Source organism: Blautia sp. ZXY-1-C6 (assembly GCF_056339875.1).
Genome location: NZ_JBWJVQ010000177.1, coordinates 1 through 17,411 on the forward strand (window position 1 = coordinate 1; position 17,411 = coordinate 17,411).

General features: G+C 42.0%; 16 protein-coding genes and 1 tRNA gene. 12 read left to right on the forward strand and 5 right to left on the reverse strand.

What is annotated here, in order from left to right; translation table 11 throughout:
- From AC075J_RS09580 to AC075J_RS09635, 12 genes are all read left to right on the forward strand, one after another.
- A partial coding sequence (locus AC075J_RS09580) for an Ig-like domain-containing protein (RefSeq protein WP_476390266.1) occupies positions 1-895 on the forward strand: 895 nt, incomplete at its 5' end.
- A gap of 720 nt (positions 896-1,615) precedes the next feature.
- Positions 1,616-2,275: a tRNA (N6-threonylcarbamoyladenosine(37)-N6)-methyltransferase TrmO gene (gene tsaA, locus AC075J_RS09585; RefSeq protein ID WP_476390267.1), complete on the forward strand. Its 660-nt coding sequence runs from the start codon at positions 1,616-1,618 to the stop codon at positions 2,273-2,275.
- Positions 2,276-2,470: 195 nt separating this feature from the next.
- On the forward strand, positions 2,471-3,790 hold the full coding sequence (locus AC075J_RS09590; RefSeq protein ID WP_347028538.1) for an aspartate kinase: 1,320 nt from the start codon (positions 2,471-2,473) through the stop codon (positions 3,788-3,790).
- A 385-nt stretch (positions 3,791-4,175) separates the two neighbouring features.
- Positions 4,176-6,533 carry an ATP-dependent DNA helicase gene (locus tag AC075J_RS09595; protein WP_347028537.1) on the forward strand — a complete coding sequence of 786 codons (2,358 nt, stop codon included), beginning with the start codon at positions 4,176-4,178 and terminating at the stop codon, positions 6,531-6,533.
- 125 nt (positions 6,534-6,658) lie between these two features.
- Complete coding sequence (locus tag AC075J_RS09600) at positions 6,659-8,152, forward strand: serine hydrolase (protein ID WP_347028534.1); 1,494 nt, start codon at positions 6,659-6,661, stop codon at positions 8,150-8,152.
- 181 nt (positions 8,153-8,333) lie between these two features.
- Positions 8,334-9,608 (forward strand): sn-glycerol-1-phosphate dehydrogenase, encoded by a 1,275-nt coding sequence (locus AC075J_RS09605; RefSeq protein ID WP_161276296.1) that lies wholly within the window; start codon positions 8,334-8,336, stop codon positions 9,606-9,608.
- A gap of 2 nt (positions 9,609-9,610) precedes the next feature.
- On the forward strand, positions 9,611-10,093 hold the full coding sequence (gene ispF / locus AC075J_RS09610) for a 2-C-methyl-D-erythritol 2,4-cyclodiphosphate synthase (RefSeq protein WP_008705528.1): 483 nt from the start codon (positions 9,611-9,613) through the stop codon (positions 10,091-10,093).
- Between the two features lie 27 nt (positions 10,094-10,120).
- Complete coding sequence (gene cysS / locus AC075J_RS09615; protein ID WP_055151918.1) at positions 10,121-11,530, forward strand: cysteine--tRNA ligase; 1,410 nt, start codon at positions 10,121-10,123, stop codon at positions 11,528-11,530.
- Positions 11,515-11,994 (forward strand): Mini-ribonuclease 3, encoded by a 480-nt coding sequence (locus tag AC075J_RS09620; protein WP_022380425.1) that lies wholly within the window; start codon positions 11,515-11,517, stop codon positions 11,992-11,994. Before cysS ends, AC075J_RS09620 begins: the two co-directional genes overlap by 16 nt.
- Positions 11,991-12,728, forward strand: a complete 738-nt coding sequence (rlmB, locus tag AC075J_RS09625; RefSeq protein WP_161276295.1) for a 23S rRNA (guanosine(2251)-2'-O)-methyltransferase RlmB — start codon at positions 11,991-11,993, stop codon at positions 12,726-12,728. The genes AC075J_RS09620 and rlmB overlap by 4 nt, the downstream gene beginning before the upstream one ends.
- Before the next feature lie 152 nt (positions 12,729-12,880).
- Entirely contained in the window at positions 12,881-13,483 is a 603-nt protein-coding gene (sigH, locus tag AC075J_RS09630) for an RNA polymerase sporulation sigma factor SigH (RefSeq protein WP_049947391.1), read from the forward strand.
- 113 nt (positions 13,484-13,596) lie between these two features.
- Positions 13,597-13,668, forward strand: a tRNA-Thr gene (locus AC075J_RS09635).
- Positions 13,669-13,761: 93 nt separating this feature from the next.
- On the opposite strand, the gene AC075J_RS09640 is transcribed toward AC075J_RS09635, so the two are convergent.
- From AC075J_RS09640 to AC075J_RS09660, 5 genes are all read right to left on the reverse strand, one after another.
- Positions 13,762-14,904: a tyrosine-type recombinase/integrase gene (locus tag AC075J_RS09640; RefSeq protein ID WP_179976436.1), complete on the reverse strand. Its 1,143-nt coding sequence runs from the start codon at positions 14,902-14,904 to the stop codon at positions 13,762-13,764.
- Positions 14,905-15,047: 143 nt separating this feature from the next.
- Positions 15,048-16,130: a radical SAM protein gene (locus AC075J_RS09645; protein ID WP_173696992.1), complete on the reverse strand. Its 1,083-nt coding sequence runs from the start codon at positions 16,128-16,130 to the stop codon at positions 15,048-15,050.
- A gap of 105 nt (positions 16,131-16,235) precedes the next feature.
- Positions 16,236-16,862, reverse strand: a complete 627-nt coding sequence (locus tag AC075J_RS09650) for a hypothetical protein (RefSeq protein WP_118574865.1) — start codon at positions 16,860-16,862, stop codon at positions 16,236-16,238.
- Complete coding sequence (locus AC075J_RS09655; protein ID WP_118338741.1) at positions 16,859-17,038, reverse strand: hypothetical protein; 180 nt, start codon at positions 17,036-17,038, stop codon at positions 16,859-16,861. Before AC075J_RS09655 ends, AC075J_RS09650 begins: the two co-directional genes overlap by 4 nt.
- Before the next feature lie 118 nt (positions 17,039-17,156).
- Positions 17,157-17,411: hypothetical protein (locus AC075J_RS09660; RefSeq protein WP_476390268.1), on the reverse strand; the 255-nt coding region annotated here is incomplete at its 5' end.

Sequence of the window (17,411 nt, forward strand, 5' to 3'; positions counted from 1 at the left end):
AACGAAAGGCACCTGCCACGTGACTGTTACAGCACCGGCACAGAGCATTGCTTTGAGTGACAAAACGCTGACTCTGGCAATTGATCAGGGAACCTATACCCTGACCTGGACATTCAGTCCGAAGGGAAGCGGCGGGGAACTGGTATGGACCTCTGATAATGCAGGCGTTGCCAAAGTAGACCAGAAGGGTGTTATCACACCTGTTTCTGTAGGAGAAACCGATATCCGTGTAAAAACAGATCAGAATGTAACCGCAGTGTGCCATGTAGTTGTAAAGGGTACTGCAAAAGACCTCTTTGCAGCAGGAATGCCAGAGATCACAACCTGCAAGGCGGCAGGAAATACAGTTCTTCTTACTTGGAATAAATATGAAAATGCAGATTCTTACATTATTTTAAGACGTAAGATGGGTGAAAGCAAATTCGCAAAGATTGCTACGGTCAAAGACCTCTCCTATACAGATACAGCGTTTTCTCCGTCAACTCCTTATTATTACAGTGTACAGGCTGTTTCCACCAAATGGGGCGGTGCTATTAAAAGCAGTTATGACAAAAACTTCTCTGTAACAACCAATGGAATTGCACCGACACCAACTCCGGCACAGACAGTAAAACCGAAAACCCCGGCTGTCACAGTAACTGCCGGTAAGAAACAGGCTACACTGAAATGGAAAAAGGTAAGCGGTGCCAAAGGGTATGTAGTATACCGTGCCACATCCAAATCCGGTAAATATAAGGCAGTATCAACGATTAAAAAGGGAAGCACTGTTTCTTATATAAATAAGAAGCTTACGTCTAAGAAAACATACTATTACAAGGTGCGGGCATATCGTACCGAAAACGGTAAAAGAATATACAGCAGCTATTCTAAAGCAAAGAGCGCTAAGATCAAATAATATAAATTCACACAAGTCCAGTGTGTTAGAAAGCATATTGCTGTGAACAGAAACGATGTTAGAGCGTGTTTGAAAAATTAAAAATATAGGATTGTGCTATTTAAGAAAATATGTTATATAATACAATATATAGAGAGTTAATTCTCTATTCGCATGATGAGATGAGTGACGGTTCTGACTCATCGGTAAAATAAATATAACCGAGAGATGAGATGAGTGACGGTTCTGACTCATCGGTAAAATAAAATATGACCGAGCGAAGAGTATAACGAGAGGGAGTTCATTTTCCCTCTCGTTTATATGTATATAAGGAGAAGAAAATTGGAAATTGACTATGCTGTTTATAGCCTTTCAGATGAATTTTACGAGAAATATCCGAATCCGCCATATAAAGAACTTTTAAAGAAAAAGGAAAGAAGATATGCTTGTTTACTTATTCAAAGTCATTATGGATATTTTATATGCATTCCATATAGAACAGAGATTTCCCATAAATATGCATATCACTTTCGCAAATCGTCTCGTTCGCAAAAACATAGATAGGACTTGATTATACTAAAATTGCTATTATAAAAGATATTTCGTAACTATTCAGCAGTCTACTATCTCGCGAGGTGTTTTGGCATGAACATGCCAAAATCCCGCAAGCAGGATTCTTTCTTGTGGATTTTGACTCGTAACTGTGAAGGTACTGAACAGTTACAAAAGGAGAATAATACAATGGTTCCAATCGCACATATAGAAAATAATTTTCCAACCAAATTCGGTATTCCCAGGCAGAGTGGCCGTGTAGGGGCGCTTAAAGCGAGAATTGTATTCGAGCCGGAATATCGCAATGTGGATGCCTGCCGTGGCCTGGAGGAGTTTAGTCATATCTGGCTGATCTGGGAGTTTTCGGAGGCAAAGAGGACAAAGTGGTCACCGACTGTCCGCCCGCCCAGACTTGGGGGAAATGTGAGAAAAGGAGTTTTTGCCACAAGATCTCCCTTCCGTCCCAATTCCATAGGATTATCCTGTGTGAAGCTTGAGAAAGTAGCTCTGGATGAGCCGGACAGCCCTGTACTCTATGTAGAAGGTGCAGATCTGATGAATGGAACACCGATTTTCGATATTAAACCATATATTCCTTATGCGGATTGCCATCCGGAAGCAACAGGAAGTTTTACCGAATATTCCAAAGATCATCATCTGAATGTAGAATTTCCCCAGGAGCTTCTGGAAAGAATACCCGGGGAAAGCAGAGAGGCTCTGATCGCAGTGCTTGCAGATGATCCCCTCCTGCCTATCAGAATGATCCGGAACGGTCTTACGGAATGCCTTTTGGAGAGAAGGATATTCATTTTCGGGTGGATGGAGATATCCTTCGTGTTTATAATGTGACAGAATTTGTAAAAAAACAGCAGGAATCTTCGGCAGATTGTGGAAAATAACCATTTTCGGATATTTCTGTAAGAAAGGCTTGCAAAATTGGCGTTTATTCAATACAATATTAAACAGACTTTATGTTGGTAGAGTGACAAAGACTGATGGGAGATCGGTCTGAAAATATTTAGTGACATATGAGGAGCAGGAAAAATGAAGAAAATTGTTAAATTCGGAGGAAGTTCTCTGGCAAATGCAGAACAGTTTCAGAAAGTAGGGGAGATCATCAGAAGTGATGAGAGCAGACGTTATGTGGTTCCGTCCGCTCCCGGAAAGAGATTTGACGGAGATACAAAGGTTACAGATTTACTTTATAAATGTTATAATACTGCAGTTGAAGGGGAGGATTTCATACCGATCCTGCAGGAAATCAAGGGAAGATATTATGAAATCATCCGTGGACTGAACCTTGATCTTTCTCTGGAAGACGAATTTGTTCAGATCGAAGCTGATTTCAGGGCACAGGCTGGCACAGATTATGCAGCATCCAGAGGAGAATTTCTCAATGGTAAGGTGATGGCAGCATATCTGGGTTATGAATTTGTTGATGCAGCAGATGTGATCCGCTTTGATAAGAACGGAAACCTGGATGCCGAGAAGACAGACAGACTTCTGTCCAAAAAGCTGGCAAAATGTGAGCGTGCCGTTATCCCTGGATTTTATGGCGCTGGTGAAGATGGAAAAGTTAAAACTTTCTCCAGAGGAGGTTCTGATGTAACCGGTTCTCTTGTGGCAAAGGCTATTAAGGCAGACCTCTATGAAAACTGGACAGATGTTTCCGGTTTCCTGGTAACAGACCCACGTATTGTTAAAAATCCGGAAGTAATCGAGAGCATTACCTACAGAGAACTCAGAGAGCTTTCTTATATGGGTGCAACTGTTCTTCATGAAGATGCGATCTTCCCGGTTCGTAAAGAGGGAATTCCGATCAATATCAAAAACACAAACAGACCGGAAGACAAGGGTACTTTTATTGTTGAGAGTACATGCAAGAAGCCGAAATTTACAATTACAGGTATTGCAGGTAAGAAGGGATTCTGTTCTATCAATATTGAGAAATCCATGATGAACAGTGAGGTTGGTTTCGGACGTAAGGTACTTCAGGTATTCGAAGATCAGGGAATCAGCTTTGAGCACGTTCCATCAGGAATCGATACAATGACTGTATATGTACATCAGGATGAATTCGAAGAAAAGGAACAGCAGGTAATTGCCGGAATTCATCGTGCAGTACAGCCGGATTTCGTAGAAATGGAATCTGACCTTGCACTGATCGCTGTTGTAGGACGTGGTATGAAATCCACCAGAGGTACAGCAGGAAGAATCTTCTCAGCACTTGCCCATGCAAATGTAAATGTGAAGATGATCGATCAGGGCTCCAGTGAGCTGAATATCATTATCGGTGTGGAGAACAGAGATTTTGAGACTGCGGTAAAGGCAATTTATGATATCTTTGTAATTACCCAGATCTAATTGAGAATTGCAGGAGCTCCTTCACAGCGGAGCAATTGGTGGATATGATTTTTACCAATTATAAGATAAACAAAATAATGGGCCGTCAGAAATCAGCATAGAGATTTCTGGCGGCTTTTTAACCGAATCAAGTAAGTCTCCACCCACTGCTTCAATTGCGAAAAGCAATAAGCAGTGGGTGGGGACTTGCTTGTATCAGGAGGAGTGCAAGCTCCTTCTGATAAACTGCGGAGCAGTTATTCGGTGTAGAGCCGCGTAGCGAAGCGGATTGCGAATATCCGCTTGACAATTCAGGAGTTTTTACATGATGATGAATTCTGTGTTATAATGAACGGACGATGTTGGGTAACTATTTGATAGCTATTGTTGCGTGAGGTGTTTTGATATGGATAAGCCGGTGGTTCGTATTTCCGTCAGAAATCTGGTGGAGTTTATATTAAGAAGCGGGGATCTTGACAACCGGGGAGGATCTTCTGACAGAGAAGCAATGCAGAAGGGCAGCAGACTGCACAGAAAAATACAGGGCAGGATGGGAAGCCATTACAGAGCGGAGGTCTCTCTTAAATATAAAACAGAATATGAAGATGTAAGTATCCAGGTAGAGGGCAGGGCTGACGGAATTTTTACAGAGGATGGACAGTGCTGGATCGATGAGATCAAGGGTGTCTATGCAGATGTCAGTCAGTTGGAGAAGCCTGTAGAGGTTCACCGCGCACAGGCAATGTGTTATGCCTGGATCTATGCGCAGGAACAGAAAGCAGAGAAGATCGGAGTGCAGATGACATATGGGAATCTGGACACAGAGGAGCTTAAGTTTTTCAGAGAGGAATATACGCTGGAAGAACTCGGGCTGTGGTACCAGAAGCTTCTGGACAGGTATCATAAATGGATCGCATACCAGCTTGCATGGAAAAAAGAACGGAATGTGTCCATGAGTGATCTGGAGTTCCCTTTTGAATATCGTGAGGGACAGCGAAAAATCGTATCCGGTGTATATCACACTATATCCACAGAAAGACAGATTTTTGTCCAGGCACCTACAGGAGTAGGAAAGACCATGTCCACGATCTTTCCGGCAGTGAGAGCAGTTGGTGCAGGATTAGGGGAAAATATTTTCTATCTTACAGCAAAGACCATTACCAGGACTGTGGCTGAAGAAGCTTTCTCCATATTAAAGGAGCATGGACTGAAATTTAAAGTGATAACTATTACCGCGAAGGAAAAGCTGTGCTTCTGCGATAAAACAGAATGCAATCCTGAGAACTGTCTGTGGGCGAGAGGACATCTGGACAGAGTGAATGATGCTGTTTTTGAACTGTGGACCACGCAGGACAGCTATGACAGGGATACTCTGCTGGAATATGCGAAGAAATGGCAGGTGTGTCCCTTTGAAATGTGCCTGGATCTGGCAGTCTGGGTGGACGCTGTGATCTGTGATTATAATTATGTATTTGATCCCAATGTTTATCTGAAAAGATTTTTCGGGGAGGGTACTTCCGGAGAATACATTTTTCTGATCGATGAAGCTCACAATCTGGTGGACAGGGGAAGGGAAATGTACAGTGCTCATGTGGATAGAGCGGATGTACTGGAGGCGAAGAGACTGGCCGGGGATTACAGCAAAGGTCTGGTGCGAGCACTGGAAAAAGTGAACAGACAGCTTCGAACTCTGGAAAAGGAGTGTACAGAGTACGAAATCCTGCCAAATCCCGGAGCAGTTTCTCTGGGAATGCTTCAGGTGATGGGGGAGATGGATAAGCTCCTGGAGGAACTTCATGGAAAGGAACTTCCGGAGCAGCTGCTGGAATTTTACTTCTGTGTGAGAGATTTCCTGAACATTGATGAACTTCTGGATGAAAATTATGTGGTTTATACAGAAATGGGAGAAGGGGGAAAGGTGATTTTGCGGCTTTTCTGTGTAAATCCTGCAGCAAATATTCATAGATGTCTGGAAAAGGGAAAAAGTGCGGTGTTCTTTTCTGCGACTCTGCTTCCCATGGATTATTACCGTGCACTTTTAAGCACCAGAAAGGATGACTATGGGATTTATGTGACTTCTCCTTTCAGGCAGGAGAACAGGTGCATTCTCACAGGACGGGATGTGAGCAGCAGGTATACCAGAAGAGGATATGAGGAATATCACAGGATCGCATCTTACATTGCCAGAACTGTATGGACAAGAAAAGGAAATTATATGGTATTCTTTCCTTCTTATAAATTTATGGAAGATGTTCTGGAGGTGTATGAGAATGAGTTTTCAGCGGAATGGGTTCGTTGTATTTCGCAGACATCGGGAATGAATGAAAGGGAGAAAGAGGAATTTCTGGAGGAATTTTCTGCAGCAGAGGGAACGCTGGTAGGATTTTGCGTAATGGGCGGGATTTTTTCAGAGGGGATTGATCTGATGGGAGAGAAGCTGATCGGAGCAATCATCATAGGGACTGGTCTTCCTCAGATTGGAACAGAAAGGGAGATCCTCAGGCAATATTATGATAAAAAGGGTGTGAATGGATTTGATTATGCATACAGATATCCGGGGATGAATAAGGTGCTGCAGTCAGCCGGGCGTGTGATCAGAACCCAGGAGGACACAGGGATCATACTTCTGCTGGACGAGAGATTTACAGGAAAAGATTACAGGAATCTGTTTCCTGCTGAATGGTCTGACAGGGGAAACTGTACTTTAAATACTGTGGAAGAACAGCTGGGAAGCTTCTGGAACAGGATCAGAGAAAAGAACTGAACACTGATACTGAGATTCTGGTCTTTGCTGGAAAAAAGATAAAAATCTTGCTATCCTGAATAAAACAATATATACTTTGCTTACTGTGAATGGGATGTGAAAAGAAACCGTAAAAGGAGTTTTGCATGAGAAAAAATAGACAAACAGCGAAATATTATATTAAAAGTTATATCATAGCCGGAAGTCTGGCCGGAGCCATTTCCATGGCACTGGCTTTGCCGGTTCCTGTTATGGCTGCACAGCAGAGCCTTGCATCTGTCACCGGGCAGGCACAGATTCAGCCCATGGGAGACGGAAGTGGCAAATATATGATGAAGAGTGACGGATTTTACTGTCTGGATGTGAATGGCGCCGGAAGTACCCAGGCGGAGATCCATTATTTTCAGGATTATGAGATAGACGGAACTGTATTTGACGGATATTATTACCATGATGCAGATGGGAAATTCAAAGCCTGCAGTCCTCATATGGAGCATCTGAAAGGTGTTGCAGTGTTTGGGGATAAGACAGATGAGGAAGCTGATACACAGAATACCCAGGAGGCAGAGAAATTTGACGGATATTACTTTGTGAACAATCTGGGGCGTCTGTCAGCAGCACCGCAGGTAAGGTATATTGACAATCTGGCAATAGACGGGATTACTCTGAATGGATATTATTATTTTGATGAAAATGGCAGACTGGTAACCGAGCCAGGTATCTATTCACTTGAGATGGACTGTTATGAAATGAATTTTGACGGAAGCTATTATTTTGGCGGTACAAATGGTGCCCTGCTTCAGGAAAGCACAGTGACGGATGATGGTTTTATTGTGGATGATACGGGAAAGATCGTGAATATGGATGATCTTGGGATGGATAATCTGAAGCCTCAGCTTGAGAAGATGCTGTCCGGATATCAGGGAACCTGGAGTGTTTATGTGAAAGACCTTAATGAAGAAAAGGAAATCCTGATCAATGATACTTCCCTTTATTCTGCAAGTCTAATCAAAGCCTTTGTAATGGCAAAGACCTATGAGGACATGGAGCAGGTAAAGGCAGATGAGGCAAAGAAATTAAATACTGCAGATACAAAAACTGTAGATGTAAAATTAAATGACCTGCTGTGGAATATGATCACAGTCAGTGACAATGAATCCTGCAATGAACTGGTGAAGCTTCAGACAGATTCCCTTGATTTCAAAAAAGGTGCGGAGGATATTAACAAATATCTGGAAAAAGAGGGCTATACAGAGACAAGTGTGCAGCACACCCTCCATCCTGCAGCATCCGCACAGGAGAGTCTGGGTGGCAGAAACATGACTTCTGTAAAAGATTGCGGCACTCTGCTTGAAAAAATCTACAAGAGGGAATGTGTCAGCAAAGAGGCGTCAGAAGAAATGTTAAATCTTCTGTCAAATCAGGAAAACACCTGGAAAATCCCCCAGGGACTTCCGGATGGAATAAAATCTGCCAACAAGACCGGCGAGACAGACCAGGATCAGCACGATATCGCAATTGTCTATGGCGAAAAGACAACTTATATCCTATGTGTGATGTCTGAAAACTGCCCGGAGAGTACGGCGGTGACGAACATACAGAATATTTCAAAGATTGTATATAATTATTTGAACCTGTAGCCGCCAGACCTGCGCGGAATGATTGATTTTTACAGGAAAATCATGTATAATACCAACGAACTATGCCTATAGAAAAAAGTTTAACCGAATCAGGCTGTGAAACAACTATTCAATTATGAGCAGATAGTCAAACGGATGATTTTATCCGCTTGATTCAGGAAAGTCAGGAGGAAGAATTTAAATGCGAGTTGATGCGGACGATTTTGCCCGACCTTGCAGCTGCGGCAGGGAACACCAGATTGCAGTGAAAGAGATTTTGATAGAAGCCGGAGCTGTGGAGAAGCTTGAAGAAGAGATGTCAGAGGGAATGCTCAGAGAGTACATATCCCCGCTGGTCATCTGCGACACCAATACCTATGCGGCAACAGAGGAACTTATGGAGGATATCTATGACAGGTGCCAGGTACTTGTTCTGGATGCAGAGGGACTTCAGGCAGACCGGCATGCAATAAAAATTGTGGAGAACAACATGGAAGAGGATATTGACCTGATCCTTGCAGTAGGAGCAGGCACGATCCATGATATCAGCCGTTATATTGCACATAATTACAAAGTACCTTTCATTTCAGTGCCTACCGCAGCAAGTGGAGATGGATTTGTAACAACAGTAGCAGCAATGACTCTGGATGGAGTAAAGAAGACTGTGCCTTCAGTAGCTCCGATCTGTGTATATGCAGATACAGATATTTTTTCAAAAGCACCACAGCGCCTGACTGCAGCCGGGATTTCAGACCTGATGGCGAAATACATCTGTCTTGCAGACTGGAAGATCGCGAACCTGGTCACCGGAGAGTATTTTTGCCGCGAAACTGTAAAGCTGGAAGAGAAAGCGTTAAAAACTGTGAAATCTTCGATTCAGGATATTACAGAGGGAGAGGAAGATGAATGCGAACAGCTTATGTATGCATTGATTCTTTCCGGACTTGCAATGCAGATGATCGGTAATTCAAGGCCTGCGTCCTGTGCAGAGCACCAGGTCACACATCTGTGGGATATGGAAGTGATCAATGGTCCGCTGGATGCACTCCACGGAGAGAAGGTTTCTGTAGCAGCATTTCTTGTACTGGAAGAATACAAGCGTATCGCTGCAGCCATCACACAGGGAAGATGTCACGCAAAACCCTATGAGAATGAGGACGAGGAGCTTCTGAAAGAAACTTTTGGAAAAAAAGGACTTCTGGAAGAAATAAGAAAAGAAAATGAGCCGGAATTGTTAGAAACTATTTCACCCCAGCATCTGGAAAAATGCCTGAACGGGATAGAGGAGATTATTGATGAGCTTCCCAGTGAACAGACTATGTTCCATTTGCTGGAGAAAGCCGGATGCGCGAAAACCGTTTATGATATCGGACTCGATGAATCGGCTGTTTTGCCAAGCCTCAGACTTGCTCCTTATACAAGGAGACGGTTAAGCTTATTGAGAATCAGCAAGATGCTGGATATAAGAGGAGAATGATTATGCGTGTTGGAATGGGATATGATGTACACAGACTGACCGAAGATAGAGATCTGATTCTGGGTGGTGTGAAGATAGACTGGGAAAAAGGTCTCCTGGGACATTCAGATGCAGATGTACTGATCCATGCAGTTATGGATGCACTTCTGGGAGCTGCTGCACTGGGCGATATCGGAAAACATTTTCCGGATACAGACCCTGCATATAAAGGAATTTCCAGTATTCTGCTGCTGGAACATGTGACGAAGCTTTTGAGAGAGCACCATTATGAGATCGGAAATATAGATGCAACGATCATTGCACAGAAACCAAAGATGGCACCTCATATTCCACAGATGAGAGCCAATATGGCAAAAGCAATGGGAATCAATGAGTCTCAGCTGAACATTAAGGCCACTACAGAGGAAAAACTGGGATTTACGGGAAGAGAAGAAGGAATTGCATCTCAGGCGATCTGTCTTCTTAATGAAAGAAAAGAGAGTTAATGATAGAGAAAACTGGAGGAATAAAACATGAAACTTTTTAACACACTGACACGTAGAAAAGAAGAATTCGTACCTCTTGAAGAGGGAAAAGTTCGTATGTATGTCTGCGGTCCGACTGTATACAACCTGATCCATATCGGAAATGCACGTCCGATGATCATCTTCGATACCGTACGCCGATATATGGAATACAAAGGATATGAAGTAAACTATGTTTCCAATTTTACAGACGTAGATGACAAGATCATCAAGAAAGCAATCGAAGAGGGCGTAAGCGCACAGGAAATTTCCGAGCGTTATATTGCAGAGTGTAAGAAAGATATGGATGGCATGAATGTAAAACCTGCCACAACCAATCCACAGGCAACACAGGAAATCGACGGAATGATCAGTATGATCCAGACTCTGGTTGATAAGGGATATGCTTATCCGGCAGCAGACGGTACTGTTTATTTCAGAGTTAAGAAGTTCAAAGAATATGGCAAACTTTCGCACAAGAACCTGGATGATCTGCAGTCCGGCTTCCGTTCTCTGCAGGTATCCGGTGAAGACCAGAAAGAAGATCCACTGGATTTTGTTCTCTGGAAACCGAAGAAAGAGGGAGAACCATCCTGGCCTTCACCATGGTGTGACGGACGTCCGGGATGGCATATTGAGTGTTCTGTTATGGCGAAAAAATACCTTGGTGATGAGATTGATATCCATGCAGGCGGAGAAGACCTGATCTTTCCTCACCATGAGAACGAGATCGCACAGAGTGAATGCTGCAACGACAAAATCTTTGCAAAATACTGGATGCACAATGCATTCTTAAATATTGATAACAGAAAAATGTCCAAGTCTCTTGGAAACTTCCGTACTGTTCGTGAAATCAGTGAACAGTATGACCTGCAGGTGCTTCGTTTCTTCATGCTGAACGCACATTACAGAAGTCCGTTGAATTTCAGCGCAGATCTGATGGAAGCTGCAAAGAATGCATTAGAGCGTATCACAGATGCAGCAGCAAACTTAAAGGACAGAAAAGCAGCAGCACAGACAGACACAGCAACAGATGCAGAGAAAGAACTGCTTGCACAGGCACAGGAATTCGTAAAGAAATTTGAAGAAGCTATGGATGATGATTTCAACACAGCAGATGCACTGGCAGCAATCTTTGAACTGGTTAAATTTGCAAATACAAATGTATCAGAGGCAAGTTCCGCAGAATTTGCAGGAGCACTTCTTGACACAATGGTGAAATTATGCGATGTACTTGGTCTGAAGGCTGTGAAAACAGAAGAAATCCTTGATAAAGAAATCGAAGACCTGATCGCAGAGCGTCAGGAAGCAAGAAAAGCAAAGAATTTCGCAAGAGCAGATGAGATCAGAGATGAGCTTCTGGCTAAGGGAATCATCCTTAAGGATACCCGCGAGGGAGTAAAATGGAAACGAGCTTAAATGATATGAGTGAAACAAACGGACTTAATGAAGAGAATTTGAGTAGTTTGAAAGGCATGCTTCATCAGTTGTTTCATTTGGAAGATAAAGACTTGCGAACCTATTCTCCGCTGACATTGGCGTATATCGGAGATGGCGTCTATGAACTGGTGATCCGCACGATCCTTGTAAAAAAAGGCAACTGTCCGGTAAATCAGCTTCACAGAAAAGCCAGCAGTCTGGTTAAGGCAGGAACTCAGTCTTCCATGATGGAAGTAATCGAGCCCATGCTTACAGAGGAGGAACACAGCGTTTACAGAAGAGGAAGGAATGCTCATTCTCCTACAATGGCTAAACATGCAACCATGGCAGACTACCGCAGGGCAACAGGATTTGAAGCTCTGATGGGCTATTTATATTTAAAAGATGATTTCAGCAGGATCATAGAACTGGTCCGTGCAGGGATTGGAGAGGATAAGATATGAGTGAACAGATAGAAGGACGCAATGCGGTTCTGGAAGCGTTTCGTTCCGGCAAATGTGTAGATAAGCTTTTTATCCTGGACGGATGCCAGGACGGACCGGTCCGCACTATTGCCAGAGAGGCAAGAAAAAAAGATACGATTATTAACTATGTGGCAAAAGAACGTCTGGATCAGTTAAGCGAGACAGGCGCACATCAGGGCGTAATCGCTCAGGTGGCAGCCTATGAATATGCAAGTGTAGAAGATATTCTTGCGAAGGCAAAGGAAAAAGGAGAAGATCCGTTTATCTTTATCCTGGATAATATTGAGGATCCTCATAATCTTGGTGCGATCATCCGTACAGCAAACCTTGCAGGTGCACATGGGGTGATCATTCCCAAGAGGAGAGCAGTTGGACTGACATCCACAGTTGCCAAGACTTCAGCAGGTGCATTAAACTATACCCCTGTTGCAAAGGTTATCAATCTGGGACATACCATCGATGAACTGAAAGAACAGGGTATGTGGTTTGTATGTGCAGATATGGGTGGCGAAACCATGTACAACCTTAACCTGACAGGTCCGATCGGCGTAGTGATCGGCAATGAAGGTGAAGGTGTAAGCAGACTGATCCGTGAGAAGTGTGATTTCGTGGCATCTATTCCTATGAAGGGTGACATTGATTCCCTCAATGCATCTGTGGCAGCCGGAGTACTTGGATATGAGATTGTACGTCAGAGACTGCAGAAGAAATAAGTTTATCTCAGTCTGAGATAAAGGCTTCGTGAGGATGTGCAGCGATTATTAAGAGGAATTTTTGCAGCAGAAAATTATTCCACAATATTGTTATGCTATAAGAAGCCCTCTGGGCGAATGATAGAGATTTTCAGAAAAACGGAAGGGTTAAATTGATGAAACAGTATGACGGAATTAAAGATGAAGAATTAATTTCCCGTTTCAAAAACGGGGAATCAGAAATCCTCGACTATCTGATGGAAAAATACAAGAACATGGTCCGCAAGAAAGCAAGGACCATGTTCCTGATAGGCGGGGAGAACGATGACCTGATACAGGAAGGCATGATCGGACTGTTTAAGGCAGTCCGCGATTACCAGCCGGACAGGGATGCTGCATTCCAGACCTTTGCCAGTATATGTGTGGACAGACAGATCTACAACGCCATCCAGAGTTCCAACAGGCAGAAGCACCAGCCACTGAATTCCTATATTTCCCTCAGCGAACAGGATGGGGAAAATGAAGAACATCTTGGAGATAACTGGGGAGAGAACCCGGAGTCTATCATTATTGACCAGGAGAATGTCCAGGATCTGGAGCAGGAGATAACAGCAACGTTAAGTCCAATGGAGAACCAGGTTCTTGAATATTATCTGGCAGGAAACGGATACGGAGAGATTGCCCGGATCATGGGAAAAACACCCAAATCCATAGATAATGCATTACAGCGTATCCGAATCAAGATCAGAGAGCAGTTGGAGCAATATCAAAAATAGAAAGATATCTGTATAAAACCCAAAAATAAAAATCAAAAAGTTAAAAATAGGGATTGACAATACAAACAAGTTCTGATAGTATATTTAGATGTGAGCGGTAAATCCGACACAATGCTGATGTGGCTCAGAGGTAGAGCACTTCCTTGGTAAGGAAGGGGTCACGGGTTCAATTCCCGTCATCAGCTTGCTAAGAATGGCTTATTTACTGGGTTTGTGAGGTGCCAGTAAATCAAAGTTACTCAAAAAGTTACTCAAGATAATCAGGACATAGGTTCTGATTATTTTTTTTGTGCAATTTGCAGTTCCGGGATACTGCTCAGAATTGCAGTTTTTGTACTGAGACTCTTCCTATTCCTGAAATAATGTCCTTGTGTACAGGAAATATTTGTATGTCCCATCTGTTCGATTGTCATTTTAGGGTCTACGTTGTAATCAGAGAGAAGAGAAGCGTAAGTTTTTCTCAGCTTGTGAGGTGATTTTGGATAGCATCCAATTTTCTTGCAGATTCTATATTGCCTGTTTCTGAATGATACAGTAGTCAGACGCTTGCCCTTTTTCATAAAGATAAATTCTGTAAAGGGATTCATAGCTTTGAGTTTCTTCATTATCCACAAACAATCCTCAGGAATAATAACATATCTTGCTCCTGCTGCCGTTTTCGGAAAATCTTTAATCTCGTAGGCATTCAGTCCTTTTTTCACTTGGTATCTGGTTTCTGTTCTGCGAATTTTCAAGCCGTTTCCGTCATAGTCATCCCATTTTAACGCCGCCAGTTCACCGACACGAATGCCTGTTACTAACATGAGCATGATTCCTAGGTTCGCAATATCAGCATTCTCAGCAAGATATTTTGTAAACTTCGGAAGTTCCAGTTCATCAAATACTTCTTCATAATCTTCCTTGACAGTCTTTTTGAAGGTGCTGTCTCTCACGTCCAGATCATCCACTGTCTCTTTAACATTGAAAGAAATATACTGTTCTCTTTTGGCATACTTTAGAAATCCGACAGTAATAGATTTCAGATTTGAGAATGCCTTGGAAGTCAGCTCTTTTTGTCCGATTTCACTTTCAAGAAAGTCTTGAATATCGCGCGGCTCCAAAGATTTAATCTTTCTTTTTCCGAAGTCGGTGTAGTGTCTGTTGAATGTTTGCTGATTTCTTTCATGGGTTGACTGGGCTATATTGCCTAAATTACATCTTCGGTCATTCCATTCATTAAAAACTTCTTCGACAGTAGGATTAAAAGATTTTTCTTTCCAGTAATCAGCTAAGAAATTCTCTAAATCTTTCTTATCTTTTCTCTTAACTCTTTTTCCTCTCTTCTGAGAGTCATTTTCAGACGGGAGGTACACGTACCAGCAGGAATCTTTTCCCTGATACATTTCCCACGGGTTCATATTTATTAATTCTTGTTTTTTCATTTCTTGTGCTTTTTCCAGCACATCCGCTGTATCTATTATACCATTTTTCAGCAAATATTGAAATGAAATAAATGAAATTGTAGTATCTATATTAATTTCTCCTTTGTAAGGGCAAGGACTGAAAACAGCCCTTGCCTGTAGTTTTAATTTTGTGATTCTTTCTTAGGACAGGTACACCAACAAGATGTATCAATAGGTGTAGAGGAGCGCATCCTCTGTAGAAGTGTAGCTTGAATTTGACAGCAGAGATAAGATTGTTCTTCTGACATATTAGAGATATTTTCTATATCATCCGGGTACAGTGCAGGAAACTGTTCATGGACTTCTTTTCTGTATATTTCTGTGTCATTGTAGTATTCAAGGGATTGTTTGCAGATTTCATAATCGTGAGTTGTGGCTTTTTTGCCAAAATAATTTCCTGTATCAAGAGTATGTTGCGTCCATGCTTTTACTTTAACTTCTTCACAGTTCAGAGGATGATTATAGTTCCATTGCATGATAGCAAGTAAGAGATTTCCGTCTACAGGACAGAGGATATTTTCTGGATTGTCTGCATCTTGGAACGAATGCTGAGTAGCCAGAACAAAATTTCCAGTGAGAGTCAAGTCTAGCATACACAGAACTTTTCCGTCTGCGGTTGTACAGATTTTATGATTGATAGGGTCAAGATGTTCATTTATATTGGTTAAAGTTTTAGCCCTGCCAGAGTACGTAAGTGATAATTGCTTTGCATCAGATAAATCGACTTGATGTAATCTGACATCAAACTTACATTGTTGTTTGTAGAAGTTGTATACAGTCTGTATTGAACTTTGGTTATCATGGTAGTCTGTGCTGATTCCTATATGAACTGGGTACTCCCAGTCAACACAGTTCTCAGTAATATACTCGTATGCCTTATTTAATGCTGTAACGGCTTCTTTGCTTGCTATTGTACCGTTAGTGATAACCTGTATCTGTTCCACGTAGACTTGCTTTTCTATAATCTTATCGACTATATAAGTAATTATCTCTGGATGTAACATAGGCTCGCCACCTGTCAATAATAGGAGTTCTATGTGTCTGTAGCGGTCAAATAAGGCATCTATAACCTCAGGGGCTATAACTGTACCCCTGTAGGCATCCATTGGCTCATCTGGCTCGTAGCGCATACAGTGAGGGCAGTTAAGATTGCAGTCTCTTGTGATTTCTATTTCTAAGCCTGCTAAATGTAATTCATAATCCATAGGAACCTCCTTAACATTTGGAATAATCAAGCGGAAACTCTTTGGTATCATTAAGCCACTGCATATCTTCTTCTACTCGGTCTGTTATTGTATAAAATGTCATAGTTATTTTTCTTTTCCTACTTTGATTTTGATATTGTCTGATTCATAAATTTCATAGTTACCTTTGATTTCTTTAGGGGAATGAGTGAGAAGTTGATAGATGGAATAAGTAGAAGTATTATAGTATTCTGCTATTGCGTGAACATCTGGGAGATAAAACCATTTTCCTGTTGGTCTTTGCACTTGATAACTCGTTATGTGTTCTATAGCCTTGTGATGCGGCCTGTACAAATACTCTAAGTTCATAGCAAAGTTAACGTCTATCGTTGAGTTCCTGAGTACTTTTAATTTGTGATGAACTTGGAGAGGACAGTTTGGAATTTCAAAGTCTGGTTTCTGACACCAAACCTCTGCTACCAGTCTGTGAATATAAAATTTTTTCTTCTTTCCTTTTTTACAAGGAGATACGTATAAGTAGTTGTTGGGTGCAAGCTGAGGTGTTAACAGATGCGGAACTGTTCCTGTAGTAGAAATGACGTTTCCGTACTGAGAAACAAAGACGTTGGTGTATCTTGGATATTGGTAGAATTTTTCATCAGAGAAGAGTTTCATAAACGGCTTGCCTTTAGCTGTAACTGTTCTCGCAACCTGCTTCTCCGGGAGTTTTTTGGTAGTAGGCTTCTTCATCATAGCAGATCACCTCTTATTTTGTAGCCTAAATCTTCAAGCTGTGACTGATGATAGGTTCTGGAAGCAAGAGAACAGGTCATCTTTCTGGAAGTAGGTACTACCTTGACTAGGTTGTTCTCTATCTTAGAGATTCTGTACAATGCACTACCACTGTAGATAAAATCATTCTTTTTCATAATAAGAATCATTCCTTTCTTAGTATTAGTATAGTAAGTATAATGTCTAACATATTAAGACATCAGGACGACATCTTAATCATTAGTTTTTGAAGCTATATTTATTAAAAGTGGAGGTTCAACTTTTTTCAAAAAGGTTCATTTCTGTACCCTCAAAGAATTTTTCTGCTGCTCTTTTAATCTCTGCAACAGCGTACTCTACATCCATCTTGCTGAAATACTCAATGCCGTATCTTTTCTTGTGATTCTTGGCTCTGGTTTCAGGATTCTTTACTTCATCAAACCTTGACAGCAGGTCAATCATCTGGGCTTTACAGAAGATGCAGTTCTGATACTGTATAAGGAAATCAGTAAGACTTCTGAACTTCACTGG

Bases quoted from the DNA above. Each gene is read 5' to 3' on its own strand.
- tsaA (WP_476390267.1), top strand. From the start codon at position 1,616: ATGGTTCCAATCGCACATATAGAAAATAATTTTCCAACCAAATTCGGT.
- AC075J_RS09590 (WP_347028538.1), top strand. From the start codon at position 2,471: ATGAAGAAAATTGTTAAATTCGGAGGAAGTTCTCTGGCAAATGCAGAA.
- AC075J_RS09595 (WP_347028537.1), top strand. From the start codon at position 4,176: ATGGATAAGCCGGTGGTTCGTATTTCCGTCAGAAATCTGGTGGAGTTT.
- AC075J_RS09600 (WP_347028534.1), top strand. From the start codon at position 6,659: ATGAGAAAAAATAGACAAACAGCGAAATATTATATTAAAAGTTATATC.
- AC075J_RS09605 (WP_161276296.1), top strand. From the start codon at position 8,334: ATGCGAGTTGATGCGGACGATTTTGCCCGACCTTGCAGCTGCGGCAGG.
- ispF (WP_008705528.1), top strand. From the start codon at position 9,611: ATGCGTGTTGGAATGGGATATGATGTACACAGACTGACCGAAGATAGA.
- cysS (WP_055151918.1), top strand. From the start codon at position 10,121: ATGAAACTTTTTAACACACTGACACGTAGAAAAGAAGAATTCGTACCT.
- AC075J_RS09620 (WP_022380425.1), top strand. From the start codon at position 11,515: ATGGAAACGAGCTTAAATGATATGAGTGAAACAAACGGACTTAATGAA.
- rlmB (WP_161276295.1), top strand. From the start codon at position 11,991: ATGAGTGAACAGATAGAAGGACGCAATGCGGTTCTGGAAGCGTTTCGT.
- AC075J_RS09640 (WP_179976436.1), bottom strand. From the start codon at position 14,904: ATGAAAAAACAAGAATTAATAAATATGAACCCGTGGGAAATGTATCAG.
- AC075J_RS09645 (WP_173696992.1), bottom strand. From the start codon at position 16,130: ATGGATTATGAATTACATTTAGCAGGCTTAGAAATAGAAATCACAAGA.
- AC075J_RS09650 (WP_118574865.1), bottom strand. From the start codon at position 16,862: ATGATGAAGAAGCCTACTACCAAAAAACTCCCGGAGAAGCAGGTTGCG.
- AC075J_RS09655 (WP_118338741.1), bottom strand. From the start codon at position 17,038: ATGAAAAAGAATGATTTTATCTACAGTGGTAGTGCATTGTACAGAATC.